This window comes from Pauljensenia sp. UMB3104 (assembly GCF_030217285.1).
Lineage (GTDB): Bacteria > Actinomycetota > Actinomycetes > Actinomycetales > Actinomycetaceae > Pauljensenia.
Genome location: NZ_JASONN010000017.1, coordinates 1 through 26,160 on the forward strand (window position 1 = coordinate 1; position 26,160 = coordinate 26,160).

A 26,160-nucleotide genomic window follows, 5' to 3' on the forward strand; every position below is an offset into this window, starting at 1 on the left:
CTGGAAGCTAAGCCCGGCAGCGCCAATGGTACTGCAACCGCCAGGTTGTGGGAGAGTAGGACACCGCCACAACACACTGATGGGGAGCGGCCAGAAACCTCCGGGTTTCTGGCCGCTCTTCCTATACATTGAATTGCTCGGCTATACGTTCAGTCCCTCGGGTGATTCACGTTATCGATGCCGCCCTCGGCGGTCACTTGGTGCATCGTGGCACCGCGTTCTCCCCGTTTTGCCGGAGGATCGGTGACTCGGGTATCCGTACCTGTCTACCGGGCCCATGCCTCGTCTCAATGCTCCATCCGCATGCAGTTGCATGTCCACCAGATGAAAAAACACACGTCACGGACCAACGTCGCCCTCAAAACGGCATGAGTCGTGCGATGCTATTCCCATGGTCACTTCTGCACATCAACCAGACTCGCCCCACCGACACGGTGGGAAGGACGAGGTTCTTGCTCAACGTATGGCGGCCCATGATCGCCTCGCGCATCAGTCCCAGGTTGTGCTCCGGCTCGGACAGATGCTTCTGTCCTTCGGAGCGAGCGCCTACCGCGTGAAGAAGTCCATGGCGGACGTCGCCCGGGCGGTGGGTATTTCTGAGCATCGCGCGCAGGTCACGTACACCGAGATCATTGCGACGGCGTACGCCAACGGTACATTCCGCACGGAGCTCGCCGAGCAGCGCCTCATGGGCGTGAACGCAGACAAGATCGACCGCATCAATAACTACGTCGCCTCGCTCCACGGTAAGTCCGTGCGCGTTGAGGATGTATCCGATGAGCTCGACAAGATCGCGAAGGTTCCGGGTCTCTACGACTGGTTCTCGAACGCGCTCGCATCGGGCCTTGCGTGTGCGGCCTTCGCGTTCCTCAACGGTGGGGGATGGGTCGAGTGCTCTGCCGTGGCCGTGGCGTCGTTCTTCGGCCAGGCGCTGCGTCGTCAGATGCTCGTGCGGCACATGAACCACTTCGGTGTGTGGATGGCTTGCGGTGCTCTTGCTGCGATGATCTACATTCTGTTGGTTGCACCGGCCCAACACTTCCTTGGCATCGAGTCGACCCACCAGGCGGGCTTTATTTCCGCACTGCTGTTCCTGGTTCCCGGCTTCCCGCTTGTGACGGGCTTGATCGATCTCGTCCGACAAGACTTCCAGGGCGGCCTCGGGCGCCTCGTCTACGTCGCGATGCTTGTCGCGTCGGCGGGTGTGGCTGTGTGGGCGATCTCCGCTATCTTCGGCTGGTCTGTGACGCCCGAGTACGGTGTGTCGCTCGTTCCGTGGCTGCACTACCTCCTGCGCTTCCTGACGAGCTTCGTCGCGGCATACGGGTTCGCGATGCTCTTTAATTCGCCACAACGCGTGTGTGCGACGGCAGCCATCATCGGTGCCGTCATCAACACCGGCCGTATCGCCTTGCACCTGGAGCTGGGCGTCCCTGCTCCGGCAGCCGTTGGCCTCGCGGCCCTTGCTGCGGGTCTTCTCGCCGTGTTTGTCGCCCGCAGGACACGCTTCTCGCGCGTGACGCTGTCCGTTCCCGCTGTCGTCATCATGATTCCCGGTGTGCCGCTCTACCGAGCGCTCACGTACCTGAACAACCAGCAGATTGACGAGGCACTCGGTGCGCTCTTTACGGTCATGTTCACGATCGTTGCCATCGGCATGGGCCTGGCACTCTCGCGTATGCTCACCGATAAGAACTGGCTTGTCGAAAAGCAAGATCGAGTCCCCAACCTGTGGGAGTACGAGGAGGAGAACGCATGAAGTTCGACATTGAGGCGAGTTTGAAGCCGCCGTCGTTCGAATTCGAGTACGCGATCGACCGCGACGAGATCCGCGCCGTCGGCCGCAACATTGTGATCGTGTGCGTGGCGGCAGTGACCGCTCGAGTGCTCGTCGCGCTCATCCAGCGCTGACGCTCATTCATTGACGAGGCCGTGGCCGGGAAACCGGTCGCGGCCTCGTTGCGCGTTGGTGGAGTTAACAGACGCGCAGGGACCACTACAACGTAATGAGCAGGCGTTGCCCTTGTGGAGGGCGCCGCAGGGCCTGCAGGGCCTGGACGGGCTTCGAGACGACGCGCCGAGCGCAGCTCGCGGCGCGGGCGGCGAGCGGGCGGGCAGGCCATGCGGTGCCCGGAACAAAGGCGACGCCGCGAGGGGCCAGGCGGTGATAGTAAGTAGGGCTGCGTCTTACGATCGAGACCTCGCCACCGCCCACGGGCACCGCAGCCAGGCCTCGGCGGCCATGCGCTGACTTTCATGTGATCGTATTGGTGCTTTCGCGCTTCTCAGAAATTTCGCACGTAATTCCCCTGCGACTGTTTCAAGATATGAACTCAAGGTGTTGAAATTGCAACGTTTTCGGGCGTTGTTGAATGTTCATGCAATCGAATTACGTGCGACTTTGGGGGAGTAGGTTCTTTCAGGGGCCACTGGCACCCCAGCTGGGCACCCCAGCTGGGTCCTGCAAGCCTCACAGCGCCGTTGGTAGGGACGGCGCTGCCGTGTCGTGGCGCGCCCAGGAGGCGGCGAGAAGGTAGACGAATGGGGCCGACCCAAAAGGGTCGGCCCCATTGTGCCGCGGGATTGAACCCGCAGGAGACGATGCCGTTACATGCCACCCAGGATCTGGGCGACGACGATCTTGCCGACCATCGCGACCGGGTAGACCAGCGCGTAACCGAGAGCCACGCGCGGGTCGGCGTTGGTGCGGCCGTTCGCGAAGGCGAGGACTGCGGGCTGTGTCTGCGCGCCACCGAGCAGACCGGCGAGCTTCGTGCCACCCATCTTGAACACCCACCGCATGGTGCAGTACAGGCCGATCGCCATGATCGAGGTCATGATGACGCCGAGCGCGAAGATTCGGATCCAGTCACCCGAGGTGAAGGCCTCAAGGATCTGGCCGCCGGCCTTTGCGCCAGCCTGCGCGAGGAAGATCAGCAGGCCGAGTTCGGCCATCACCTGGCATGTCGTGAAGGGCAGAGCCGTCGCGATGGGGCCGATGCGGCCGATACGGCCGAAGATGAGGCCGACGATGAGCGTACCGGCCGCGGAACCGATCGAGAAGTACTCGCCGGAGGGGGTCAGGATCGGAAGCTCGCCGATCGCGATACCGAGGGCCATACCGATGCCCAGGGCGATCGGGTTGAGGTCCGTGAGGCCTCGGGACGAGTCACCGAAGAACTTCGTAATCTCGGTCATCTTCGACGTGGGGGCGACGACGCGCACGCGATCACCCTCCTGGAGGACGAGGCCCGGCTCGGCGACCATGTCGACGTCGCCGCGGCGAACGCGCGAAATCGTCGCAGAGAATTCCTTGGCCAGGCCCAGGGACGCAACTGTGCGGCCCGCGATCTTCGGGTTCGAGATCGTCACGCGGCGGAAGTCCAGGTAGGAGCGGTCCTGCATGAGGGAGTGAGAGGATGCGTGACCCAGCTCGGTGGCGGCACGAGCGACGAGCTCACGGGGGCCGACGACGGTCACGAGGTCACCGGGATCCAGGGTGTCCGACATCTGGGGACGGGTAATCGGGCCGGTTTCGCCGCGACGCAGGCGCGAGAAGGAAACCTTCTCGCCGAGCTTCTCGTAGATGTCCCCGACGAAGGGATGATCGTCGCGCTCGACGCGGATCGTGCGGTTCGACAGGGGAGAGGGGGCGTCCTTGTCATTGCGTCCGTAGTGCAGGGCAGCCATCGATGCGGCCAGCATGCCGATGACGCCAAAGAGGTAGGCGATCGAGTAACCGACCGTTGCGCGGGCGGGATCACCCGAGGCCTCGCCGGCGGCCGCCAGTGCGGGCGTGTTCGTCACCGAACCTGCGAAGGTACCGGCGATGAGTGGAACATCCATCCCCATGGCTTTACCGATGTAGAGGCCTGCTGCAGCAGCGATGCCGTAGAAGGCGACCATCGTCAGGATCGGGCCAACAGCGGTCTTGAGGTTGTGGAAGAACGACGCGCCCGAGTTGATGCCGATCGCGAAGGTGAACAGGGTCAGGCCGAGAGTGCCCAGCTGGGGGGTGACTCGCAGCTCGATGTCGTAGGACTGCGCCCACGCAGCCAACGCGATGGCAAAGAAAAGAACGGCGGCAGCGCCGAGGCTAATGCCCTTGATTTTCACATGGCCAAACGCCATGCCTATACCGATGAGAATGAAGAGGAACAGAACTGGCTGCTCGCTCAGAATCTCGAACACCTGGTGCACGATGAAATCTCCGTGTTGTGGATTGTGATATGAGGTATGTATCAATTAAAGCAGCAATACGTGCTGTGTATCTCAGTCCATCGTCCTAGATGGCGCTCACGGTCTCAAGGTCCGCACAATGAGATGGATAAGGAGCGGAGAGCGCAGGAGAGATACGGTAAAGCCATGCTCGACGTTCGCGGAATTGGAGTCCTCGCCCTGGTCATCGTACCCGGGCGTGCGATGCCTGCCGCGTAACGTGAGGATGGATCGCACGCCTAAATCCCCGCATCCGCTACTGCCGGATCTGACGGGGTTTTTTCTTTGAGACGGTCCAACGATTGAGAGGACGAATGGTGAGCGACACCGCCAACACCACCCGCATGACCGGAGCCGAGGCTATTGTGGCCAGCCTCGAGGCCCTGGGCGTTACCGACGTGTTTGGTATGCCCGGCGGCGCAATTCTTCCGACGTACGACCCGCTGATGGCGTCGACGTCTCTGCGTCACATTCTTGTCCGTCACGAGCAGGGTGCGGGACATGCCGCCGAAGGTTACGCTCTGGCCACCGGGAAGGTTGGCTGCGCGATCGTGACGTCCGGCCCTGGAGCCACCAACGTGCTGACGGCCCTGGGCGACGCGTGCATGGATTCGGTCCCGATCGTCGTGATCTCGGGTCAGGTCGGCGCTTCCCTGATTGGCAGCGACGCCTTCCAGGAAGCCGACGTCGTGGGTGCATCGATGCCCATTACGAAGCACTCCTTCCTCGTCACGGATCCCGCGCAGATCCCCGCGCGCCTGGCTGAGGCCTTCCACCTCGCGGCTACCGGTCGCCCCGGCCCCGTTCTCGTGGACATCACCAAGTCCGCGCAGGTCGCCGAGATGGACTTCTCCTGGCCTCCGACCCTGGATCTGCCCGGCTACCGCGTCGCGGACAAGCCGAACATGAAGCAGGTGCGCGCCGCAGCCCGCGCGATCGCCGACGCCCAGGCCCCCGTCCTGTACGTGGGCGGCGGCATCGTCCGCTCCGGCTCCACTGACGCCCTCGCTGAGCTCGTTGAGGTCACGAACGCCCCCGTTGTCACCACGCTGACCGCCCGCGGCGCCTTCCCCGACTCTGATCGCCACAACCTCGGCATGCCCGGCATGCACGGTACCGTGGCCGCCGTCGGTGCACTCCAGCGCGCCGACCTCATCGTGGCACTCGGTGCCCGCTTCGACGACCGCGTGACCGGCCGCCTCGACTCCTTCGCGCCCCGCGCGACCATCGTGCACATCGACATCGACGCTGCGGAGATCTCCAAGAATCGCCACGCCGACATTCCGATCGTCGCCGACCTGGCGACCGCACTGCCGATCCTCACCCAGGAAATCGCCCAGGCCTCGTCGGACAACAAGGCCGACATCTCCGGATGGTGGCGCTACCTCGACCGTCTGCGCACCAAGTACCCGATCGGATGGGCTGAGCCCGACGACGGTATGATGGCGCCCCAGGAGGTCCTGAAGAAGCTCTCCGAGCGCGTCGGTCCGGACGCGATCTACGTGACGGGCGTGGGGCAGCACCAGATGTGGGCATCTCAGTTCATTACGTTGGACAACCCGCGCAGCTTCATCTCCTCGTGCGGATCCGGCACCATGGGCTACTGCATTCCTGCGGCCATGGGCGCCCAGGTCGGCGCCCCCGACAAGGTCGTGTGGGCGATCGACGGAGACGGCTCCTTCCAGATGACCAACCAGGAACTGGCCACCTGCACGATCAACAACATCCCGATCAAGGTCGCGCTCATCAACAACTCGGTGCTGGGCATGGTGCGCCAGTGGCAGTCCCTGTTCTTCGGCAAGCGCTACTCGAACACGACGCTCAACCCCGTCGAGGGCGAGCAGATCCCCAACTTCGAGATGCTCGCGCAGGCCTACGGCATGGCGGCACGCACCGTGCGCTCCATCGACGAGGTCGACGAGGCCATCGAATGGGCCATGTCGATCAACGATCGCCCCGTCCTCATTGACTTCCGCGTCTCCAAGGACTCGATGGTCTGGCCGATGGTCGCCGCGGGCGTGTCCAACGATGAGATTCGTTACGCCAAGGGCATGGCGCCCGACTGGGAGGTGGAAGACTGATGACGAATCGTCACACTCTGGCCGTGTTGGTCGAGAACAAGCCCGGCGTCCTCACTCGCGTCGCCGCGCTTTTCGCCCGCCGCGCCTTTAATATCAAGTCGCTGACCGTGGGAGAGACCGAACACCCCGAGATCTCCCGCATGACCATCATCGTGGACGCAGACTCCGCGCCCATCGAACAGGTGGTCAAGCAGCTCAACAAGCTCATCAACGTCCTCAAGGTCGTCGAGCTTGAACCCGAGGACTCCGTCGAACGGCGTCTGCTCATGATGAAGGTCCAGGCTGACGAGACCCGTCGCACCTCGGTCCTGCAGATCGTGGACCTGTTCCGCGCACACGTCGTCGACGTGCAACCCGAGTCGGTCGTCATCGAATCGATCGGCTCCCTACCCAAGCTGGAGGCGCTGCTGCGGGCCCTGGAGCCCTACGGCGTCACCGAACTCGTCCAGTCGGGCGCCGTGGCTATCGGCCGCGGGTCGCGCTCGATCACGGATCAACTGAAGGAGAAATGAAAATGGCAGAGATCATCTACGATGACGGCGCAGACCTGGCGCTGATCCAGTCCAAGAAGGTTGCCATCATTGGTTACGGTTCGCAGGGTCACGCTCACGCGCTGAACCTGAAGGATTCCGGAGTTGACGTGGTCGTCGGCCTGCGCCCCGGTTCCTCCTCGTGGGCCAAGGCTGAGGCCGCTGGCCTCGAGGTCAAGGACGTGGCCGAGGCCGTCGCCGAGGGCGACGTCGTCTCCGTGCTGCTGCCCGACCAGGTCCAGCGCTACGTCTACGCCGAGCAGATCGCCCCCAACCTGAAGGAAGGCGCCGCCCTCCTCTTCGCGCACGGCTTCAACATCCGCTACGGCTACATTGAGGTCCCCGCCGGCCACGACGTCATCATGGTCGCCCCCAAGGGCCCCGGCCACAAGGTCCGCGAGACCTACGTGCAGGGCAAGGGCACCCCGGACGTCGTCGCCGTTGAGGTGGATGCCTCCGGCAAGGCTTGGGATCTGGCTCTGTCCTACGCGAAGGGCATCGGCGGCACCCGCGCCGGCGTCATCAAGACGACCTTCACCGAGGAGACCGAGACCGACCTGTTCGGCGAGCAGGCTGTCCTGTGCGGTGGCGTCTCCCACCTGATCCAGGCCGGCTTCGAGACCCTCGTCGAGGCTGGCTACCAGCCCGAGATCGCCTACTTCGAGGTCTGCCACGAGATGAAGCAGATCGTCGACCTCATCAACGAGGGTGGCATCACCAAGCAGCGCTGGTCCTGCTCCGACACCGCTGAGTACGGCGACTACGTCTCCGGCCCGCGCGTCATTGGCGAGTCCTCCAAGGAGGCCATGAAGGCTGTTCTGGCCGACATCCAGGACGGCACCTTCGCCCGCAAGTTCATCGCCGATCAGGATAACGGCGCCCTCGAGTTCAAGGCGCTGCGCGCCGAGGAAGAGGCTCACCCGATCGAGAAGACCGGCCAGAAGCTGCGCAAGGCCTTCGGCTGGACCGACTCTGACGAGGACTACACCGAGGGCAGCGCCGCGCGCTGATCTCGCTGTCCTTCTCGGATAGACCAAGCTCCGGCCTCGTTCCCACGTGGGACGAGGCCGGAGCTGTTTGATGTCGAAAGGTGCGGGGACGCCAGGATGCGTTCCTGCGAGGTTTAGTTCGCCGGTGCTTCGTCAGCCCCGTTTGTCCATGGGAGGGAGGCGGGGGAGAGCGCGTCAGCGTTCGAGACTGTGGAAATCGGTGCGACGATCACGAGGGAGGCGACGGCGGCCGAGGCAACGCGTGTCAGAGTTCGACGGGAGGGGCGCAAGGTGTGTCCTTCGTACGGCAAGGATGATTGACAGCTCTAGTTTATCAGTAACTAGATTCTTGGCAAGTGTGCGTGCTGTGTGCTAGTCCATGCTGTCAGGTGTGAAGAAACGGGTCCATGAGCTTCGCGGTGTTCCTAGTCTGATGGTGTAGGGCTTGCGGAGGGGGGTAATCGTGCAGCTCAGAATCCTGTTCGTCATCAATGACCTCTATACGCGTGGGAACGGACTCGCCGCGTCCGCTCGTCGCACCATCGCTCTGTTGCGTGAGCGAGGGCATGATGTGCGTGTGTTGTCCGCGCCGCCGCTCGATGGTGATGATTGCGGTATTGGCGCCCCTGACTATCCGCTCCCGTATCTTCGCGTTCCGCTTGTGGCGCCTCTGATTGCCTCGCAGGGCTACGCCCTCGCTCGGTCGGATCGGCGCCAGATTGATCGAGCGCTCAGCTGGGCAGATGTGGTCCACCTGGAGGAGCCTTTCATGCTGCAGGCCGTGGTTGCTCGGCGTGCGCGCGATCGTGGCGTGCCTGCGATGGCGACCTACCACATTCATCCCGAAAATCTCACGGCCACCGTCTATCTCGATCGTTGCGCTGTTCTGAATCGTGCGATTCTCCGGCTGTGGAAGTGCTTCATTTTCGATCGGTGCGGCGCGCTCCAGTGCCCTTCAGAATCGGTATGGAGGCGGGTCTCCTCGTTAGGGCTTTCTCCGCGGCTGTTTGTTCTCTCTAATGGTGTCCCGCTGGGTGGTGTGAGCGTTGGATGTGGGGGCAGGAAGGAAGAGTTGTCCGTTGTGCGTCTGCTGTCAATCGGGCGCTTTTCGCGCGAGAAAGATCAGGCGACGATTCTGCGGGCGCTTCGCTTCAGTTCTCATGCTCGCTCCATCGAGCTGACCCTGGCGGGGCGGGGTCCGACCGAGCGGCAGCTGCGGGCCCAGGCGGATCGTCTCGTGCGCGATGGTGTGATCGCACATCCTGTTCGCTTTGCTTTTATGGACGCGGGGGAGATGGCTCGGGCCTCGGAGCGCTCTGATCTCTATGTGCACGCGGCTCGGATCGAGGTGGAGGGACTCGGCGCTCTTGAGGCGCTGCGTCACGGCGTGGTCCCCGTTCTCGCGCGTGGTCCTCTGACGGCAACCAGTCAGTTTGCGCTGACGGAGGAGAGTGTGTTCGAGGCGGGGAATCCGCGCTCGCTCGCGCGCGTCATTGATGCGTGGATTGACCGAGGGGGCGAGGCGCGTCGAGCTGAGGCTGTGAGATATCGGGGTGTGGAAGCTCAGTATGACATCCGTGTCTGTGTTCGTGAGTTGGAGCGTGTCTATGGCTGGTTGGTCGGCGGGGGAGAATTCCCAGGTGCTCAGCCTGACAGGTGAACACCGATCCTCGAAGTTGTGGGGTAATTATCCTAGACGTTGATAAAAATATCTGTCGTATAACTGGTTAGTCAGCATCCAAATTTGTATGATGAATCTCGTGGAGAGTGAGTCATGACTCACTGCCCGCTGATTGACAACTCATCTCGGAAGGACCAACGATGACCCTCCGCCACTACGGGCGTGCCCTCGCGGCAGCCTCGGGAGCCGTGCTGCTGTGCGCGACTCTCTCGGTTCCCGCGCTCGCCACCCCGACCAGTGACACCGGTGCAGCAACCCCGGTGACGGCCTCGGTAACCGACGAAGGTTCGGCCCCCATCACCGTCACTGTGGCGCGCACCGACTCCCACGGAGACAAGGTGTACGAAGGTGACCTCATCACCATCACCGTCACCTACACCAACAACACAGACAGTGCTCTGACCGTCTTCCCGGTGGCCTCGAACCTGTCCGGCGTGCTGACCACTGGCGCCCCCAACTGCCGCTGGCACAACCTCGCTGCGCACACCACCAAGCAGTGCACGACCGCGACCCACACCGTGACCGCCGACGACGTCGCGGCCGGAACCTTCACCCCGATGACCACGTGGGCCGCCACCCGCGACCGCAACGGTACAGACGTCATCGCCGGTGACATCACCGCGAACGCTGACACCGTGACCGTCGCCCAGGGCGAGCGCCCGCCGGCTCCGGACCCGCTGGAGACCCCGCACGACTACGCGATCGGCGAGAAGGTTCGCCTCGCGTCCCCCGGCCTGGCCGGCTTCAGCTGCCACCGCATCCCCGCGCTGACCACCGCCAACAACGGCTGGATCATCGCCGCGTGGGACGGGCGCCCCAACACCTGCCAGGACGCGCCCCAGGCTAACTCCATCGTCTACCGCATCTCGAAGGACGGTGGCAAGTCCTGGACCCCGATCCAGACCGCCCTCGCAGGCACCCCCGGCGCGGAGAAAGTCGGTTACTCCGATCCCTCCTTCGTTGTCGACCGCAGCACAGGAACGATCTTCCTGTTCTCGGTCAAGTCCTACGACGCCGGACTCTTCCAGTCCCAGCTGGGCACCGACCCCGCAGCGCGTAACATCCTGCACGCCCACGTCGTCGAATCCCATGACAACGGCGAGACCTGGGTCAACCCCCGCACCATCACCGACCAGGTGACCGCAGGCCACACCGACCAGTGGTTCACGCGCTTCGCCTCCTCCGGTGAAGGAATCCAGCTTCGCTACGGTGCCCACGCCGGTCGCCTCATCCAGCAGTACGCCGTTGCCAACTCCGGCACCACCTCGCTCATGGCCGTCTCCGTCTACTCCGACGACCACGGCGCGACCTGGAAGCCCGGCGCGCCCACCGAGAGCAGCGCCGACGAGAACAAGGTTGTCGAGCTCTCCGATGGGCGCCTCCTCCTCAACTCTCGCACGCAGGGAACCGCGGGCCAGCGCCTCGAGGCTATCTCCTACGACGGTGGACAGACCTGGGGCCCGTTCCGCCACAACTGGGATCTGACCGACCCGCGTAACAACGCCTCCATCGTGCGCGCCTACCCGGACGCCCCCGAGGGCTCCGCGCGCGCCCGCGTCCTGCTCTTCTCCAACGCCGACTCGTCCAGCGCCCGCGCCAATGGCACCATCCGCGTCTCCTACGACGACGGCTTCACCTGGAACGACGGCACGGTCTTCGAGAGTGGCGAGATGGCCTACTCGACGCTGCATCCCCTCGGGGATGGCACCTGGGGCCTGCTGTACGAGTCCGGCGGCTACAAGAACATCGAGTTCATGCGCGTCGACGCATCCTACCTCGGCCTGACCGATCCCGGCGAAGAGCCCGCGCCTGAACCGACTCCGGACCCGCAGCCTGCACCCGACCCGCAGCCCGCGCCTGATCCGACCCCGGATCCACAGCCTGCGCCTGAACCTGCGCCCGCTGTCACCCCCGCGCACTGGGTCAACACCGGAAACGGCTGGAAGTGGCAGCTGGAAGACTCCAGCTACGCGACGAACCAGACGATCACGATCGGCGAGGCCACCTACCGCTTCGGCGCAGACGGCATGATGGTCACCGGCTGGGATAACCAGGGCGGCGTGTGGAGCTACTACAACGCCTACGGTGCCCGAGTGAGCGGCTGGATCCATGATGGGGCCTGGTACTACCTCGATCCCACGACCGGAGCGATGGCGACCGGATGGGCGCAGGTCGGCGGTACCTGGTACCTCTTCAATGCCTCGGGTGCGATGCTCACCGGTTGGCAGTACGCCGGTAGCTGGTACTACCTGGCCCCCTCGGGAGCCATGCTCACCGGCTGGCAGCACATCGGTTCCACCTGGTACTACTTCGCGGGTGACGGCCACATGGTCACCGGCTGGCAGTCGGTCGACGGCCGTTGGTATTTCTTCGCTCCCTCGGGTGCGTGGATCTGATCCGTCCAACCGAGCCGGGGTCGGGGGAGCGTGCATGCCCTCCCGGCCCCGGCCTCGTCTATGGGAGACGTCACCCGGAAAACAGCCCACGTGGTGGAACGATTCCGCCGCGGGGCGCTCGGGCGGGGGAAGATGGAGCCATGACACTGAACATCGCAGTAATCCCTGGCGACGGTATCGGCAAGGAAATCGTCCCCGAAGGCCTCAAAGTCCTGGACCGTGTCCTGGCGGATAAGGGCGTCGACTACTCCACGACCCACTTCGATCTGGGTGCGCAGCGCTGGCATGCGACCGGCGACACCCTCACCGACGAGGATCTCGAGGCCATCAAGCGCCACGACGTGATTCTTCTCGGCGCAGTCGGCGACCCTTCCGTCCCCTCCGGCGTCCTTGAGCGAGGGCTGCTGCTCAAGCTGCGCTTCGCTCTCGACCACTATGTGAACCTGCGTCCCTCCAAGTACTACGAGGGTGTTCCCAGCCCCCTGGCCAACCCCGGCGACATCGACTTTGTTGTCGTGCGCGAAGGCACCGAGGGTCTCTACTGCGGCAACGGTGGCGCCGTTCGCGTCGGCACCCCGCACGAGATCGCAACCGAAGTCAGCGTCAACACCGCCTACGGTGTCGAGCGCGTCGTTCGCTACGCCTTCGAGGCGGCCGCCTCACGCAAGAAGCACCTCACCCTCGTCCACAAGCACAACGTCCTGGTAAACGCCGGACACATGTGGCGTCGCATCGTCGACGAGGTGGGGGAGGAGTATCCCGAGGTGCGCGTCGATTACTGCCACATCGATGCTGCCACCATCTACATGGTCACCGACCCCGCGCGCTTTGACGTCATCGTCACCGACAACCTGTTCGGTGACATCCTCACCGACGAGGCCGGAGCCGTGACCGGTGGTATCGGATTGAGCGCGTCCGGCAACCTCAACCCCTCGCGAGAGTACCCCTCCATGTTCGAGCCCGTGCACGGCTCTGCCCCCGACATTGCGGGCCAGGGCAAGGCAGATCCGACCGCGACCATCTCCTCGGTCGCGCTGATGCTCGACTTCATGGGCTACGCCGAGGAAGCCGCGCGCGTGCGCGCCGCGATCGATGCCGACATGGCAGCGCGCGCCGAGGCGGCGGCGAGCGGTCACCCGCTCGTGCGCTCCACCTCGCAGATCGGCGATGACATCGCCGCTAGGGTCTGAGACTGACGCGAAACACGAGGGCCGCTCCCCGGGATGGGGGAGCGGCCCTCGTGTTTGTATGGAAGCGCCCGTGAGGCGAGGTGCTCGCTGTCAGCGCGTGCCGATGAGGGCGGGCAGGGACGTGCGAGGAGCCCACTGCTGGATGTCCGCGAGCGCGGCGCTGGCCCCGGCCGCACGCACGTCGGAGGAGTTGCTGGCGAGCATGGCGGAGTCCGCCGCGAGCAGGTTTGATGCCAGGGAGGGTGCATCGAGGAAACCAAGTGTGCAGCGAGGCGTTCGCGTGTCGGCAGCTCCGGCACGCAGTGCGACATCGGCGCGCGCGAGGAGCTCGCCCGACACGGCGTATGCGTCACTCAGCGTGCCCGCACTCACCTGCGCCTGAGGGAGGGTTGACGCCGTGCAATCCCAGGTAGCGACTGCGCTCGACAGCTCCTGAGACGATGCCAGATCCTTGCCCGAGGGGGCGAAGGACGCTGATATTCCCGGCGCGTCGAAAAGATCGATGGACCAGGTCTGGACTCCCTGACGCGAGGCCGCATTCACGCGGTCGTTGACAAGGAGCGCTTGGTCCAGCCCCGCATCCAGGTCGATGCCATACGCCTGGGCGATCGTGACCGCGCTCGCGTAACGACCGAGTGCCGCAGCCGACAGGGTGCGGGCCTCATCGGCGCTCGTGCGATTAGTGTCGGCAGCGATCTCCAGGTCGCGGGTCGCCGTGCGGGCAAGCCACGCGACGAACGCCGACACGTCGGTGGGGGCCTCGGACACGGCGGCGGGGGCAGAGGCACCCTCGGGCGGGGTTCCGCCCCACGGGTCCCACAGGCCACCCAGTGCCTCAAGGCGCTCGTGTGACGCCGAGGCGACGGCGCGCAGAGCTGCCGAACAGGACGCGCAGTCCGTCGCGACCTCGGCGAGCTGGGTCGCCCGATCAGAAGCCGCCGACTCCGTACGCGCCGCTTGGTCGCGCACGGCGGCGAATCCAGTCAGGGTGGGCAGAGAAGACGACGAGCACGCGGATAGCGCGAGGACCGCCACCCCAGTCGCGACGAGGCCGGGGAAGCGGCGTGTGGTCAAAGTCAGTTTTGCGAAACGCACACCCGCATCATCCCACACCCCCGGGTAGGATAGGGAACTGACCCGCGTACGCGAGAGAAAGATAGGCGCATATGGCATCGTCCACGTCAGATGGACCGCTCGAGGAGCTGCTGGCTCCCGTGGTCGAACAGTCGGGACTGGAACTGGACTCAGTGACCCGCTCACGCTCCGACGCGATGCCGCTCCTGCGGGTCATCGTCGAAGCGCCGATCGGCGCCGACGGAATCGACTCCGACACGCTCGCCGACGTATCCCGCGCCGTGTCGAAAGCATTGGACGCCGCAGATCCGATCGACGGCGAGTACCTGCTGGAGGTGTCCACACCGGGGGCCGAACGCGAACTGACGAAAGTCGGGCACTGGATGCGCCAGATCGGACGCCTCGTGCGCATCAAGCTGCGCGCCGGTGGATATGTTTCCGGACGCGTCGTTGCGGCTGACGAGACCAGCGCAACGATCGATGTCGACGGTGAAACGACTACCATTGACTATTCTGACATGAGGAAGGCGCGCTCCCGCGTCGACTTTGGAACGGGGAAGTAGGAGACCATGGAAATCGATATGACCGCTCTGCGGATGGTGGAAAACGAGAAGGGCGTCAGCCTCGAAACCCTCGTTGACGCCATCGAAGAAGCCCTGCTCAAGGCGTACCACAACCTGCCCGGAGCCATCTCCCAGGCCCGCATCGAAATCGACAAGAAGACCGGACGCGTCACCGTCATGGCCATGGACGAGGACGAAGACGGCAACCCCATCGGCGAGTTCGATGACACCCCGAAGAACTTCGGTCGCATCGCCCAGTCGACCGCGCGCTCCGTCATCATGCAGCGCCTGCGCGACGCCGACGACCAGCGCGTGTTCGGCGACTTCGCGGGACGCGAAGGGCAGGTCATCACGGGCACCGTCCAGGCTCCGCGCCCTGGACGCCCCACAATGGTCCAGGTCTCCGACGACTTTGAGGCCGTCCTGCCTGACGGGGAAAAGGTCCCCGGCGAGTCCTACCGCCACGGTGACCGCATCCGCGCCTACGTCGTGGGCGTTGAGCGCACCGAGCGCGGTCCGCGCATCACCCTGTCGCGCACCCACCCCAACCTCGTCGCCGGTCTCTTCCAGCGTGAGGTTCCCGAGATCCAGCAGGGCCTCGTCAAGATCAAGGCGATTGCCCGCGAGGCCGGACACCGCACGAAGATCGCCGTGGCCGCTACGCGCGAGGGCATCAACGCCAAGGGTGCTTGCATCGGTCCGATGGGCGCACGCGTACGTTCCGTCATGGCCGAACTCGGCGGGGAGAAGATCGACATCGTCGACTACTCCGACGATCCGGCGCGTTTCGTTGCAAACTCGCTGTCGCCCGCCCGCGTCACCCGCGTCGTCGTCCACTCCGTGGATAACCGCACTGCGACGGCCATCGTTCCGGACTTCCAGCTCTCCCTCGCGATCGGCAAGGAAGGTCAGAACGCTCGCCTCGCCGCGCGCCTGACGAACTACCACATCGACATCCACGCCGACACGGAAACCGGCGACGACGCGATCGTGTCGCGCGTCTCCACCCCCGATGACGTGACAAGTCGCTCATAGTTTCTCAGACGAGCAATCCCCTAGCTGGACTAAGCTAGGGAATTGTGTCGTATTCTGTGCCGCCAGTGCCCACCTCCGGGCCCCAGCGCACCTGCATTGGATGCGGCGCACACGCGCATCGAACCGCACTCGTACGGATCGTGCGCTCGCCAGACGGATCGATTCACCTCGATCCGGCGGCGACTCTTCCAGGCCGAGGCGCCTGGGTTCACCCCGATGCGGAGTGTATCCAGAAAGCCCGAGTCAGACGCGGCCTCGCGCGCTCGTTCCGAACGGGAAACGTTCCGGAGGACGTGTGGGACGACGTGGAGGAGTTGATCAACCACCAGTGATGGCCACGCGCCATCAACGCCGAGAAAATGGAAGCGGGTTGGAAGCTGATGGGCACCCGATGAGTACCCAGCGATGAGCTGCCAGCAATATCAGTAAGGCGTCTCCGGAGCGGAGACGCTTCCGGAATGGAGAAATGTGGCAAAGTTGCGTGTCCACGAGCTCGCCAAAGAGCTCGGAATCACCAGCAAAGAACTGATGGGTCACCTGAAGGAAGCAGGTGAATTCGTCAAGTCGTCCTCGTCCTCGCTCGAACCGCCCGTCGTGCGGCAGATGCGCGAGAAGTTCGCGGCGACCCCCAAGACCAAGAAGGCGGATGCAAAGCCCGCCGCCAAGGCCCCCAAGCCCAGCGCGGCCAAGCCCGCTGCGAAGAAGGCTGCTGCCCCCGCCGACGCGGCACCCAAGGCTGCCGCACCCAAGGCTGGCGTCCCCAAGCCTGGCGCGCCGAAGCCCACTGCGGCCCCCAAGAGTGCTCCCAAGCCTCGCGGCAAGAAGCCCGAAGGGGCCCCCAAGCCCGCGGGCCGCAAGCCTGCGGACGCTAACGCTCCCAAGCCCGCGCCGCGTCGTAACGATGCCCCTCGTCCGGCTCGTCCCGGTGGCCCTCGCCCCGGTGGCCCGCGCCCGGGCAACAACCCGTACGCCTCCTCCCAGGGCATGCCCCGTCCGGGTGGCTCCGGTGGTCCTCGCCCCGGTGGGCCGCGTCCGGGAGCCTCGGGCAACGGTGGCCCGCGTCCCGGCGCTGCGCGTTCGGGTGCCTCCGGTAACGGCGGTCCCCGTCCCGGCGCTCCGCGCCCCGGTGGTAACCGCCCGAACCCGGGCATGATGCCCGGCCAGGCGAACTTCGCTCGTAATGCTGCTTCCGGTAACGGTGGTGGAGAGCGCGGCGGTCGCGGCGGTGGCCGCGGTCGCGGCAATGGCCGTCCCGGTGGCGCAGGTGCAGGCGCCGGCGGTCCTCAGAACAACGGCGGCGGCTTCGGCGGTCCCCGCGGCGGTGGCCGCGGTGGTCGCGGCTCGACGCCGGGCGCATTCGGCCGCGGAGGTGGCCGCTCGCAGCGCGGACGTAAGTCGAAGCGCGCGAAGCGCCAAGAGTACGAGCAGCAGAACGCACCCGTCATCGGCGGTGTCTCGATCCCGCGCGGTAACGGCGCGCAGATCCGCATCCGTCAGGGCGCATCCCTTGCTGACCTCGCCGAGAAGATTGACGTCAATCCCGCAGCGCTTGTGACGGTCCTCTTCGCCCTGGGCGAGATGGCGACCGCCACGCAGTCCCTCGACCAGGACACCTTCGAGGCGCTGGGCGCGGAGCTCGGCTACGACGTCAAGGTCGTCTCCCCCGAGGACGAGGACCGTGAGCTGCTCGAGTCCTTCGACATCGACCTCGAGGCCGAAGAGCTCGACGACGCCGAGAATATGCAGCCCCGTCCGCCGGTCGTTACCGTCATGGGTCACGTCGACCACGGTAAGACCAAGCTGCTCGACGCGATCCGCCACACGGACGTCGTCGACACCGAACACGGTGGCATCACCCAGCACATCGGCGCCTACCAGGTCACCGTCAAGGCTGAGGACGGCACCGCCCGCCCGATCACCTTTATCGATACCCCCGGTCACGAAGCCTTCACGGCTATGCGTGCCCGTGGCGCGCAGGTCACCGATATCGCGATCCTCGTGGTCGCGGCCGATGACGGTGTGATGCCCCAGACGGTTGAGGCCATCAACCACGCACAGGCGGCCGGTGTTCCGATCGTCGTCGCGGTTAACAAGGTCGATAAGGACACGGCGAACCCGGAGAAGATCCGTTCCCAGCTCACCGAGTACGGCCTGGTCGCGGAGGAGTACGGCGGCGACGTCATGTTCGTCAACATCTCCGCTAAGCAGCGCACGGGTATCCGCGAGCTGCTGGAGGCCGTCCTGCTGACCGCCGACGCGGCGCTGACCCTCGAGGCCAACCCCCAGACCGACGCGCGCGGTGTCGCCATCGAAGCGAACCTGGACAAGGGCCGCGGCGCCGTCGCGACCATGCTGGTCCAGCGCGGCACGCTCCACGTGGGCGACTCTCTGGTGGTCGGCTCGTCCTACGGCCGCGTGCGCGCCATGTTCGACGACGCCGGTCACGACGTCTCCGAGGCCGGTCCGTCGACCCCCGTCGCGGTCCTCGGTCTCACGTCCGTCCCGCGCGCCGGCGATTCCTTCCTGGTTGCGCCCGACGACCGCACGGCCCGCCAGATCGCCGACAAGCGTGAGGCTGCCGAGCGTCAGGCCCTGCTGGCCAAGCGCCGCAAGCGCGTCTCCCTGGAGGACTTCGACAAGGTCCTGGCCGAGGGCGAGGTCGACACCCTCAACCTGGTCATCAAGGGCGACGTGTCCGGCGCTGTCGAGGCCCTGGAAGACTCGCTGCTGCGCATCGACGTGGGCGACGAGGTTGCGCTGCGTATCATCCACCGCGGTGTCGGTGCGATTACGCAGAACGACGTCAACCTGGCGACCGTCGACAACGCGGTCATCATCGGCTTCAACGTCCGACCCGCCGAGCGCGTGGCCGAGATGGCGGATGCCGAGGGCGTCGAGATCAAGTACTACAACGTCATCTACTCTGCGATCGACGATATTGAGGCGGCCCTCAAGGGCATGCTCAAGCCGATCTACGAGGAGGTCCAGCTGGGCACTGCGGAGATCCGTCAGGTCTTCCGCTCCGGCAAGTTCGGCAACATCGCCGGTTCGATCGTCCGTTCTGGCACGATCAAGCGTGGCACCAAGGCGCGCCTGGTGCGCGACGGCGTCGTTGTCGCCGACAACCTCGAGATCGCGTCCCTGCGTCGCGAGAAGGACGACGTCACCGAGGTCCGCGAGGGCTACGAGTGCGGTATCACGCTGGGTTACAAGGACATCGCCGAGGGCGACGTCATTGAGACCTGGGAGATGCGCGAGAAGGCTCGTGACTGAGTCCGTGGCGTGAAGTATCGGGGTCCGGGCATGCTCGGACCCCGATCTTCTCTCATCTAGTGTTTCGACAAGGGCGTGAGTGCCCGAAAGGAGGGCGCGATGGCTGACGAAGCTCGCGTTCGTAAGGTGCAGGAGCGAATCCTGCAGACTGTCGCGTCGATGATTGGACGCCAGGTGAAGGATCCCCGCCTGGAGCTCGTGACGATCACGGACGTGCGCGTGACGGGCGACCTGCAGCACGCGTCCATCTTCTACACGGTGCTCGGCGATGACGAGCAGCGTGAGAAGGCCGCACGAGCCTTCGCATCCGCGCAGGGCCTGTTCCGCTCGCGTGTGGGCAAGGCTCTGGGCCTGCGTCTGACTCCGACCCTGGAGTTCATTCCCGATGCGCTGCCCGAAAGCGCCGCTGCGCTCGAGGATGCGCTGGCGAAGGCCAAGGCGAAGGACGAGGCCATCGCGGCCGCCTCTGCCGGTGCCACCTACGCCGGCGACGCCGACCCCTACCGTCACGATGACGAAGAGGACGACGCCGAGAAGGATTGGGCCTGACCCTCATGGCTCGTCGACCCGATAATCCGCGCCCCGGCCTCGTCGTTATCGACAAGCCGCAGGGGCTCACCAGCCACGACGTGGTCTCACGCGTGCGACGACTGGCCCACACCCGCAAGGTGGGGCACGGTGGCACCCTGGACCCGATGGCGACGGGAGTCCTCGTGATCGGCATTGGCAAGGCAACGAAGCTGCTCACCTGGGTGAGTGGACATTCGAAGGAATATCGGGCGACGATCCGCTTCGGCGTCTCTACCAACACAGACGATGCAGAAGGTGTCGCGACCGCAGCCGTGGGCTGTTCCTCGCTGAGTGAGGAGGATCTTGAGTTGGCGCTCGCGCCGCTGCGCGGGGACATCATGCAGGTTCCCTCCACGGTCTCGGCGATCAAGGTGAATGGAAAACGCGCCTACGCGCTTGCCCGCGCGGGCGAGGACGTCGAACTGGCGGCGCGTCCGGTGCGCATTTCGCGCCTGGAGGTCCTGGCGCCCCCGCGCCCCGCGGAGTATGTCCGTGACGAGGCCGACGGAGAGAACGTGCCTAACGCTGAGTTGCCCTCGGGACCCGTGAGCGTCGTGGATGTTGACGTGGTCGTCGAGTGTTCCTCGGGCACATACGTGCGCGCCCTTGCGCGCGACGCCGGTGAGGCGCTCGGCGTGGGTGCCCATCTGACCGCGCTACGTCGCACGCGCGTGGGTGACATACCCGTGGAGTCGGCAATGACGCTCGACGAGCTGGGCGCTGCTGTCGAGGCAGCCACCCCGGAAGGAGAGCCGGAGGCGGAACCGATCCTGCCCCTCGTCCCCCTGGGGGAGGCCGCGCGCACCATGTTCCCCACTCTCCTCCTGACGCAGGCCGAGGCCGGAGCGTTCGCTCATGGTCAGGCCCCCAGGCGTTCGCGCGGTGAACTGGCGCAGTGGGTGGCCGAGGCTGGCTATCGCCCGAACGGCTCGTCCGAGGAGGAAGCCTCGCCGATCGCTGCGCTCGCGCCGGACGGCACCGTCCTGGGCCTGCTCCGCATTGACGAGGCGCGCCTGCGTACCGTCCTGGTTTTCTAGAAAGAGACTCATGAACGTCTGGTATTCCCTCTCTGACATCCCCGGCAACGAGGCCAGTGTCGTGACCATTGGCAATTTCGATGGCATGCACAACGGACACAAGAAGGTCGTCTCCACGTGCATTGAGCGCGCCCACAAGCTCGGAGTCGACGCGGTGGCCATCACCTTCGACCCGCACCCCATCCAGGTACACAAGCCCGAGGTGGGCCTCCAGCTCATCTCCCCGCTGCGTGACCGCCTCGACGCGATGGCTGCGGCCGGTCTGGACGCGACGCTCGTTGCGCGCTATGACGCGAGTGTCTACAGCCTCGAGCCCGAGGAATTCGTCTACGAATACCTCGTGGAGCGCTGTGGTGCCCGCGAGGTCGTCGTCGGCGAAGACTTCCGCTTCGGACGTGGCAACGCGGGGACGATCGACACGCTGCGCGAGCTGGGAAGCCGCTACGGATTTGGTGTTATTACCGTCACCGACATTGAGGCGCCCGAAGGACGGCGCTGGTCCTCCTCCTGGGTACGTGAGCTCCTGGCGGCCGGAGACGTCTCCGGTGCTGCCCGAGTCCTCGGACACCTCCATCGCATCCGCGGCACCGTCTGCCACGGCTTCAAGCGCGGCCGCACACTCGGCTTCCCGACCGCGAACCTGTCCGAGGACGTCGAAGGCGTGATCCCCGCCGACGGTGTCTACGCTGGCTGGGTCGTTCGCGCAGTGCCCGGCACGCAGTCCGCTGAGTTCCTTCCCGCTGCCATCTCCGTGGGAACCAACCCTCAGTTCAACGGCGAGGAGCGCACCGTCGAGGCCCACGTCCTGGGCCGCTCGGACCTGAACCTCTACGGCGAACGCATTGCCGTGACCTTCGTGTCGCGCATCCGCCCGATGATGTCCTTCGACTCCCTCGATGGGCTGCTGACCCAGATGGACGATGACCTGCGTCAGACCGCATCCGTCCTCGGCATCGGCGTCGCTGGGCGTGTCGACCCGGATTCGGTGACCGCCCGATAGCGGGCCTTCCCCTCACAGTTGGCGCAGCGCTACGGGGCGCACCCACCCCGCCCGGGGCCTGGGGGCAGCGAGCAGGGGAGGGGCATTGGCCTCGCTGATGAGCGGAATCGTTAGGTTGGTCGCTCACTGTGGGAACAAGGCGGGTGGCGTGCTACTGTAGAAAGGCCGTACACCGGCCGCGGACTGTCAGCATCCGGGAGAAGCCCGGATGCCCCGCGCAACGAAAACAAAGGAGAAGCCTGTGCCGCTGAGCAAGGACGTCAAGGACCAGATCATCGCCGAGTACGCTACCCACGAGGGCGACACCGGTTCCCCCGAGGTGCAGATCGCGCTGCTGACCCGCCGCATCAAGGATCTGACCGAGCACTTCAAGACCCACACGCACGACCACCACTCCCGTCGTGGCCTGCTGCTGCTGGTCGGCCGTCGTCGCCGCCTGCTGGGTTACCTGGCTGACATCGACATCGAGCGTTACCGCTCGCTCATCGAGCGTCTCGGCCTGCGCCGCTGATTTTGGGCCGGCCCGCCTCCCGTAGCGGAGACGGGCCGGTTTTCACACGCCCGCCTCGGGCAAACCGTTATTTTTCGCGCACAAGCCGCCGGTTTTCGACAGTGGCCTACGGAGCGTTAATCCGTGGGCTTCGATCGAAGGCCGAAGTGGAGCGCGACACCAACAACCCAAGGAGAAACGCCCCATGATGGAAGGCTCCGACATCATCGCCGCAGAGGCGATTATCGATAACGGCCGTTTCGGCAAGCGCGTCGTGCGCTTCGAAACCGGCCGTCTCGCCAAGCAGGCCGCGGGTTCTGCCCTGGCCTACCTGGACGATTCCACCACCGTTCTGTCCGCCACCACGGTGGGCAAGAACCCCAAGGACCAGTTCGACTTCTTCCCGCTGACCGTCGACGTTGAAGAGCGTCAGTACGCCGCGGGTCGCATTCCCGGTTCCTTCTTCCGCCGCGAAGGCCGCGCGGGCACCGAGGCCATCCTGGCCGCCCGCCTCATCGACCGCCCGCTGCGCCCCGGCTTCGTCAAGGGCCTGCGCAACGAGGTTCAGGTCGTCGAGACCGTCCTGACGATCGATCCGGACGACGCCTACGACGTTCTGGCGATCAACGCCGCGTCCATGTCCACCCAGATCGCTGGTCTGCCCTTCACGGGCCCGATCGGCGGCACCCGCCTGGCCCTGATCGATGACCAGTGGGTCGCGTTCCCGCGCTGGAGCGAGCTCGAGCGTTCCGTGTTCAACATCGTTGTCGCGGGCCGCATCGTCACCAAGGAAGACGGCTCCGAAGATGTCGCGATCATGATGGTTGAGGCCGGCGGCGGCAAGAATGAGTGGGAGCTCATTCAGGCTGGTGCCACCGCCCCCACCGAAGATGTCGTGGCCGACGGCCTCGAGGCCGCCAAGCCCTTCATCAAGGCGCTGTGCGAGGCTCAGATCAAGGTGGCCGAGAAGGCCTCCAAGGAGACCGCCGACTTCCCGCTGTTCCTGGACTACACCGACGAAGAGTACGCGGCGGTCGAGGAGTACGCGGCCGAGAAGATCGCTCAGGCCCTGCTGACCGAGGGCAAGCTCGCCCGCGACGAGGCCGTCGACGCCGTCAAGGAAGAGATGCTGGGCGCTCTGGCCGAGCGCTTCCCCGAGTCGGAGAAGGCCCTCAAGGCTGCTTTCCGCTCGCTCGAGAAGGCAACGATCCGTAACCGCACCCTGCGCGAAGAGATCCGCATGGACGGCCGTACGCCGCGCCAGATCCGTTCCCTGTCCGCCGAGGTCGAGGTCCTGCCCCGCGTGCATGGCTCCGCCCTCTTCCAGCGCGGCGAGACCCAGATCCTGGGTGTCACCACCCTGGCGATGCTGCGCATGGAGCAGCAGATCGACAACCTGTCGCCCGTCAACGCCAAGCGTTACATGCACCAGTACAACTTCCCCCCGTTCTCCACGGGTGAGGTCGGCCGCGTCGGCTCCCCGAAGCGCCGCGAGATCGGCCACGGCGACCTTGCTGAGCGCGCTCTGGTTCCCGTCCTGCCGTCGCGTGAGGACTTCCCCTACGCGATCCGTCAGGTCTCCGAGACCATGGGCTCCAACGGCTCCTCCTCGATGGGCTCCGTCTGCGCCTCGACCCTGTCCCTCCTCCAGGCCGGCGTGCCGCTGCGCGCCCCCGTCGCGGGCATCGCGATGGGCCTCATGACGGGCGAGGTCGACGGCCAGTTCAAGGCTGTTACCCTGACCGACATCCTGGGCGCCGAGGACGGCTTCGGCGACATGGACTTCAAGGTTGCCGGTACCCGTGACTTCATCACGGCCCTGCAGCTGGACACCAAGCTCGACGGCATCGACTCCCAGGTGCTGCGCGGCGCGCTGGCCCAGGCCCGCGACGCCCGCCTGGCGATCCTCGACCTCATCAACCAGGCGATTGACGGCCCCGATGAGATGAGCCCCAACGCTCCTCGTATCATCACCGTCAAGGTCCCCGTCGATAAGATCGGCGAGGTCATTGGCCCCAAGGGCAAGATGATCAACCAGATCCAGGACGAGACCGGCGCCGATGTCACCATCGAGGACGACGGCACCGTCTACATCGCCTCCTCCGATGGCGCCTCCGCCGAGGCTGCCCGCACGATGGTCAACCAGATTGCGAACCCGCAGATGCCCGAGGTCGGCGAGCGTTTCGTCGGCACGGTCGTCAAGACCACGTCGTTCGGCGCCTTCGTGTCGCTGACCCCCGGCAAGGACGGCCTCCTGCACATCTCGCAGGTGCGTCGCCTCGTGGGCGGCAAGCGCATCGACTCGGTGGACGACGTCCTGCAGGTCGGCCAGCAGGTCGAGGTTGAGATCGCTGAGATCGGCGACCGCGGCAAGCTGAGCCTGCACGCCGTCATCGACGGCGAGGCCGGTGAGCTTGAGGCCCCCGAGGGCGAGCAGGCCGAGCAGCGTCGTGAGCGTCGTGAGCGTCGTGATCGCTCCGAGCGTCGCGAGCGTCGCCCCCGCACCCGCACCCGTCGTCGCCGTGATGACGAGCGTGAAGAGGGCGCTTCCGAGGAGTGAGTAGCTCCCGCTAGCTGAATCGGACCGGTGGTCGGGATGGGGCGTGTGCTCCGCCCGGCCACCGGCCTTTTTGCGGCTACACTGTGAACGTTTCGTGCCTAGTCCCGATCAAGGGATGCAAGAGGAGAAGTATGACCCCCAAGCCACTGCCGCTCGACGAGGCGCGCCTGTCTATCGAGGACGGCGACACCCGCATTGAACGCACGATCCTGGGAGCTGGGACGCGCGTTCTGACCCAGAGGATTCCGGCGACGAAGAGCGCGGGAGTCTCTCTGTGGGTGCCCGTGGGCTCGCGCGATGAGGGGCCTCGTACGGCCGGGTCGACGCACTTCCTGGAGCATCTTCTGTTCAAGGGCACGAACAAGCGTTCTGCGCTCGATATCGCTGTCGCTTTCGATAGCGTTGGCGGCGAGTCGAACGCAGAAACTGCGCGCGAGCATACGGCATACTGGGCGCGCGTGCGTGACGCGGACCTCGACATGGCGATCGAGACGCTGGCCGACATGGTCACTGACTCCCGCCTGGATGAGGATGACTTTTCGATGGAACGCGGCGTCATCCTGGACGAACTGGCGATGGGGGAAGATTCGCCGACCGATACGGTTCACGATGCCTTCCAGCTGGCCGTCCATGGCGACCGTCCGATCGGGCGCCCTGTGGGTGGTACGGCTCAGGCGATCCGCGAGGTCGAGCGCGCCGACGTGTGGGAGCACTACCAGGCTCACTACGGCCCCTCGTCTCTCATTGTTGCCGCCGCCGGTAACGTCGACCACGAATCAGTGTGCGAGCGCGTGCAGGTCGCCCTGGATGGATCTCCTTGGGATGGGCGCAGTGCGGCCTCGCCCCGGCCTCGTCGATCGACTGCCCCGAGCCCGATTGCCGAACACGACAAGGACATTACCCGCCGACGCGACGTCACCCAGGCGCACGTCATCATCGGGTGCGAGGGCCTGTCGGCGACGGACCCGGCGGGCCCGACCATGAGTGTCCTGCTGTCGGTCCTGGGTGGATCCATGTCGTCGCGCCTCTTCCAGGAGGTGCGCGAAAAGCGCGGCTTGGCCTACACAACCTACGCTTTCGATGTTGCCTACTCGGACACGGGAACCTTCGGCATGTATGCGGGCTGCAGCCCCGACAAGGTCGACGAGGTCGAGGCCATCATGCGCGCACAGCTGGAGGAGTTGGCAGCAGAGGGCCCGACCGAGGAGGAGATGACACGCGTGCGCGGACAGGTACGTGGCGGTGTCGTCCTGGGGTTGGAAGACAACTGGTCGCGCATGATGCGCCTGGGCCGCTCGGAGATCATCGGACGCTACCGTCCTATTGACGAGTCTCTTGCAGAATTCGACGCGGTGGAGGCATCCGACGTGCGCGCACTGGCTGCGTCTCTCATCATCAAGCTGGATTGTCGGGCCCTCGTCCTGCCTGCCAAGTAAGAAACGGGGGAGTGAGAAACCCCCTGTCCATCCGCGT

Annotated in this window: 20 protein-coding genes; 18 read left to right on the top strand and 2 right to left on the bottom strand. The window is 65.4% G+C overall.

The window, feature by feature from the left end; translation table 11 throughout:
• The first annotated feature begins 463 nt into the window (after nt 1-463).
• Both QP415_RS08230 and QP415_RS08235 read left to right on the top strand, forming a co-directional pair.
• Nucleotides 464-1,759: a threonine/serine ThrE exporter family protein gene (locus tag QP415_RS08230; protein ID WP_016461955.1), complete on the top strand. Its 1,296-nt coding sequence runs from the start codon at nt 464-466 to the stop codon at nt 1,757-1,759.
• Nucleotides 1,756-1,911 carry a hypothetical protein gene (locus tag QP415_RS08235; RefSeq protein WP_285099670.1) on the top strand — a complete coding sequence of 52 codons (156 nt, stop codon included), beginning with the start codon at nt 1,756-1,758 and terminating at the stop codon, nt 1,909-1,911. The genes QP415_RS08230 and QP415_RS08235 overlap by 4 nt, the downstream gene beginning before the upstream one ends.
• A gap of 696 nt (nt 1,912-2,607) precedes the next feature.
• Here QP415_RS08235 and QP415_RS08240 read toward each other — a convergent pair.
• Nucleotides 2,608-4,200, bottom strand: coding sequence for an aspartate:alanine exchanger family transporter (locus QP415_RS08240; protein ID WP_016461953.1), 1,593 nt, complete (start codon nt 4,198-4,200; stop codon nt 2,608-2,610).
• 332 nt (nt 4,201-4,532) lie between these two features.
• Between QP415_RS08240 and QP415_RS08245 the strand changes: the two genes are divergently transcribed.
• The 6 genes from QP415_RS08245 (at nt 4,533) to QP415_RS08270 (ending at nt 13,085) form a co-directional block, all read left to right on the top strand.
• A complete protein-coding gene (locus QP415_RS08245; protein ID WP_016461952.1) occupies nt 4,533-6,299 on the top strand; it encodes an acetolactate synthase large subunit in 1,767 nt (588 codons plus the stop codon).
• Nucleotides 6,299-6,811, top strand: coding sequence for an acetolactate synthase small subunit (gene ilvN / locus QP415_RS08250; RefSeq protein ID WP_016461951.1), 513 nt, complete (start codon nt 6,299-6,301; stop codon nt 6,809-6,811). Before QP415_RS08245 ends, ilvN begins: the two co-directional genes overlap by 1 nt.
• A gap of 2 nt (nt 6,812-6,813) precedes the next feature.
• Complete coding sequence (ilvC, locus tag QP415_RS08255; RefSeq protein WP_048675789.1) at nt 6,814-7,839, top strand: ketol-acid reductoisomerase; 1,026 nt, start codon at nt 6,814-6,816, stop codon at nt 7,837-7,839.
• 442 nt (nt 7,840-8,281) lie between these two features.
• Nucleotides 8,282-9,478, top strand: a complete 1,197-nt coding sequence (locus QP415_RS08260; protein WP_016461950.1) for a glycosyltransferase — start codon at nt 8,282-8,284, stop codon at nt 9,476-9,478.
• Nucleotides 9,479-9,639: 161 nt separating this feature from the next.
• Nucleotides 9,640-11,895: an exo-alpha-sialidase gene (locus QP415_RS08265; protein WP_285099671.1), complete on the top strand. Its 2,256-nt coding sequence runs from the start codon at nt 9,640-9,642 to the stop codon at nt 11,893-11,895.
• A 140-nt stretch (nt 11,896-12,035) separates the two neighbouring features.
• On the top strand, nt 12,036-13,085 hold the full coding sequence (locus QP415_RS08270; protein WP_285099672.1) for a 3-isopropylmalate dehydrogenase: 1,050 nt from the start codon (nt 12,036-12,038) through the stop codon (nt 13,083-13,085).
• Between the two features lie 90 nt (nt 13,086-13,175).
• Here QP415_RS08270 and QP415_RS08275 read toward each other — a convergent pair whose 3' ends face one another.
• Nucleotides 13,176-14,180, bottom strand: coding sequence for a hypothetical protein (locus QP415_RS08275; protein WP_048675797.1), 1,005 nt, complete (start codon nt 14,178-14,180; stop codon nt 13,176-13,178).
• A gap of 71 nt (nt 14,181-14,251) precedes the next feature.
• Here QP415_RS08275 and rimP point away from each other — a divergent pair, with 71 nt between their 5' ends.
• From rimP to QP415_RS08325, 10 genes are all read left to right on the top strand, one after another.
• Nucleotides 14,252-14,722 carry a ribosome maturation factor RimP gene (gene rimP / locus QP415_RS08280; protein ID WP_016461946.1) on the top strand — a complete coding sequence of 157 codons (471 nt, stop codon included), beginning with the start codon at nt 14,252-14,254 and terminating at the stop codon, nt 14,720-14,722.
• Nucleotides 14,723-14,728: 6 nt separating this feature from the next.
• Nucleotides 14,729-15,757: a transcription termination factor NusA gene (gene nusA / locus QP415_RS08285; protein ID WP_016461945.1), complete on the top strand. Its 1,029-nt coding sequence runs from the start codon at nt 14,729-14,731 to the stop codon at nt 15,755-15,757.
• Between the two features lie 65 nt (nt 15,758-15,822).
• Nucleotides 15,823-16,089 (top strand): YlxR family protein, encoded by a 267-nt coding sequence (locus QP415_RS08290; RefSeq protein WP_204370722.1) that lies wholly within the window; start codon nt 15,823-15,825, stop codon nt 16,087-16,089.
• Between the two features lie 136 nt (nt 16,090-16,225).
• A complete protein-coding gene (gene infB / locus QP415_RS08295; protein WP_016461944.1) occupies nt 16,226-19,030 on the top strand; it encodes a translation initiation factor IF-2 in 2,805 nt (934 codons plus the stop codon).
• Nucleotides 19,031-19,129: 99 nt separating this feature from the next.
• Complete coding sequence (gene rbfA / locus QP415_RS08300) at nt 19,130-19,579, top strand: 30S ribosome-binding factor RbfA (protein ID WP_016461943.1); 450 nt, start codon at nt 19,130-19,132, stop codon at nt 19,577-19,579.
• 5 nt (nt 19,580-19,584) lie between these two features.
• Nucleotides 19,585-20,637, top strand: coding sequence for a tRNA pseudouridine(55) synthase TruB (gene truB / locus QP415_RS08305; protein WP_048675802.1), 1,053 nt, complete (start codon nt 19,585-19,587; stop codon nt 20,635-20,637).
• Between the two features lie 10 nt (nt 20,638-20,647).
• Nucleotides 20,648-21,637 carry a bifunctional riboflavin kinase/FAD synthetase gene (locus QP415_RS08310; RefSeq protein WP_048675804.1) on the top strand — a complete coding sequence of 330 codons (990 nt, stop codon included), beginning with the start codon at nt 20,648-20,650 and terminating at the stop codon, nt 21,635-21,637.
• A gap of 241 nt (nt 21,638-21,878) precedes the next feature.
• Nucleotides 21,879-22,148, top strand: a complete 270-nt coding sequence (gene rpsO, locus QP415_RS08315) for a 30S ribosomal protein S15 (RefSeq protein ID WP_007587851.1) — start codon at nt 21,879-21,881, stop codon at nt 22,146-22,148.
• A 184-nt stretch (nt 22,149-22,332) separates the two neighbouring features.
• Complete coding sequence (locus QP415_RS08320; protein WP_016461940.1) at nt 22,333-24,687, top strand: polyribonucleotide nucleotidyltransferase; 2,355 nt, start codon at nt 22,333-22,335, stop codon at nt 24,685-24,687.
• Between the two features lie 131 nt (nt 24,688-24,818).
• Nucleotides 24,819-26,123, top strand: coding sequence for a M16 family metallopeptidase (locus QP415_RS08325; RefSeq protein ID WP_285099673.1), 1,305 nt, complete (start codon nt 24,819-24,821; stop codon nt 26,121-26,123).
• The last annotated feature ends 37 nt before the right edge of the window (nt 26,124-26,160 follow it).

What these genes read in the sequence shown, in the direction of transcription:
- QP415_RS08230 (WP_016461955.1), top strand. Translation starts at nt 464, where the DNA reads ATGGCGGCCCATGATCGCCTCGCGCATCAGTCCCAGGTTGTGCTCCGG.
- QP415_RS08235 (WP_285099670.1), top strand. Translation starts at nt 1,756, where the DNA reads ATGAAGTTCGACATTGAGGCGAGTTTGAAGCCGCCGTCGTTCGAATTC.
- QP415_RS08245 (WP_016461952.1), top strand. Translation starts at nt 4,533, where the DNA reads ATGGTGAGCGACACCGCCAACACCACCCGCATGACCGGAGCCGAGGCT.
- ilvN (WP_016461951.1), top strand. Translation starts at nt 6,299, where the DNA reads ATGACGAATCGTCACACTCTGGCCGTGTTGGTCGAGAACAAGCCCGGC.
- ilvC (WP_048675789.1), top strand. Translation starts at nt 6,814, where the DNA reads ATGGCAGAGATCATCTACGATGACGGCGCAGACCTGGCGCTGATCCAG.
- QP415_RS08265 (WP_285099671.1), top strand. Translation starts at nt 9,640, where the DNA reads ATGACCCTCCGCCACTACGGGCGTGCCCTCGCGGCAGCCTCGGGAGCC.
- QP415_RS08270 (WP_285099672.1), top strand. Translation starts at nt 12,036, where the DNA reads ATGACACTGAACATCGCAGTAATCCCTGGCGACGGTATCGGCAAGGAA.
- rimP (WP_016461946.1), top strand. Translation starts at nt 14,252, where the DNA reads ATGGCATCGTCCACGTCAGATGGACCGCTCGAGGAGCTGCTGGCTCCC.
- nusA (WP_016461945.1), top strand. Translation starts at nt 14,729, where the DNA reads ATGGAAATCGATATGACCGCTCTGCGGATGGTGGAAAACGAGAAGGGC.
- rbfA (WP_016461943.1), top strand. Translation starts at nt 19,130, where the DNA reads ATGGCTGACGAAGCTCGCGTTCGTAAGGTGCAGGAGCGAATCCTGCAG.
- truB (WP_048675802.1), top strand. Translation starts at nt 19,585, where the DNA reads ATGGCTCGTCGACCCGATAATCCGCGCCCCGGCCTCGTCGTTATCGAC.
- QP415_RS08310 (WP_048675804.1), top strand. Translation starts at nt 20,648, where the DNA reads ATGAACGTCTGGTATTCCCTCTCTGACATCCCCGGCAACGAGGCCAGT.
- QP415_RS08320 (WP_016461940.1), top strand. Translation starts at nt 22,333, where the DNA reads ATGATGGAAGGCTCCGACATCATCGCCGCAGAGGCGATTATCGATAAC.
- QP415_RS08325 (WP_285099673.1), top strand. Translation starts at nt 24,819, where the DNA reads ATGACCCCCAAGCCACTGCCGCTCGACGAGGCGCGCCTGTCTATCGAG.